Below are 1,272 nucleotides of genomic sequence, written 5' to 3' on the forward strand. Positions count from 1 at the left end.
TCTCACCTTCTCACCCTTTCCATCCATTTATCTAATTTTCTTTCTTTGAGTTTTTCTTCTAAAGGAAGTATATTTTTAATCAAAGCATTTTCTTGTGCTTTAATATGTCCATAAACTAATTCCATAAATTCTAAATGTTCTTTTATCCAAAGAATACTTTTATTAAAAGCATCTTCTTTGGTTTTAGGATTTAAAACATAAATTCTAGCAAGATTAAGTTCAAATTGAGTTAGTAGGGGACCTAAAATTTGCATCAAATCTTTTTGAGTATTGCAAAGTTCATCGATTTGAGTTTTGGTTTTATCTATATCTTGAATAATTTCTTGAATAAAAATTTCATTTTCTTGAGAATTTTGTAAACTCACAAAAGAGTTTTTTATTTTTTTATAGCTTTTAATAAATTTATTACTAAAATCTCTACAATGTTTAATACTTTGATAAACTTTATAATAAGCCTTAAGTAAAAACTCATTTTGTTTATTTAAACTTAAAGGTTCTAATTTTTCAAAAGGTTTATTTAAATCTTTATCAAGTAAATTCTCACAAGCCCAAAGAAAAGGTTTTTCTATGGCTCCTTCTATCCTAGCACCCCCTTCGGTGCAGTTATAAACTTTAGTATCTAAATATTTTTGTATTTTTTCTACATCTTGTTCTAAATTTCGTTTAAACATGAGCCAAATATGATGAGTTTTAACTTCTCCTTTCCCACCATAAGCCTTGGTTAAAATAGGTTCATGCGCCTTACTTTCATAGGTGGCTGAGTTTTGATAATCATCAGGATGAGAATTGCCATTTTTTGCATAGGCTAAATCCTGCCCTATGAAAATGATGTTTTTGTGTTTTAAATGCAAGGAAAGATAACAAGCCATATGCGCAACGCTAAATCCCATGTTAAAATATCCAAAATCATCAAGTTTTACATAATTTATAAAACTTGCATAGGTTGAAACTAGGGTAAAATTATCGGTTTTTTTATTGAGATAATGTATAGCATGAGGGTGCACTACGGATTTGATAATAAAACAAATATCCTTATCAAATTCCCCAAAATCATGATTAAAAAATTCAGCTGTAAATTCACTTCTTTCAAGCATGCAAACATAATCAGGCTTTATATTATGCTTCGCTAAAATAGGATAAGCACTATCGGCACAAAAAATCGTAGCTTTGCTAGCATACTTTTTTAATAAAGGCAATTGTTTAGTAAGGGATGGTCCTGTAGAAACAATGATAGCTGTATCACTTATACCCTTTCTTTTAGAAAGTAATTCT

General features: G+C 28.9%; 1 protein-coding gene. It reads right to left on the reverse strand.

Annotated features, from left to right (window positions below; all coding sequences use genetic code 11):
- Positions 1-2: 2 nt before the first annotated feature.
- Positions 3-1,272 (reverse strand): motility associated factor glycosyltransferase family protein (locus BGS43_RS03180; RefSeq protein WP_096568747.1); only part of this gene is annotated, 1,270 nt, incomplete at its 5' end.

This window comes from Campylobacter sp. 110, assembly GCF_002383965.1.
GTDB lineage: Bacteria > Campylobacterota > Campylobacteria > Campylobacterales > Campylobacteraceae > Campylobacter_D > Campylobacter_D coli.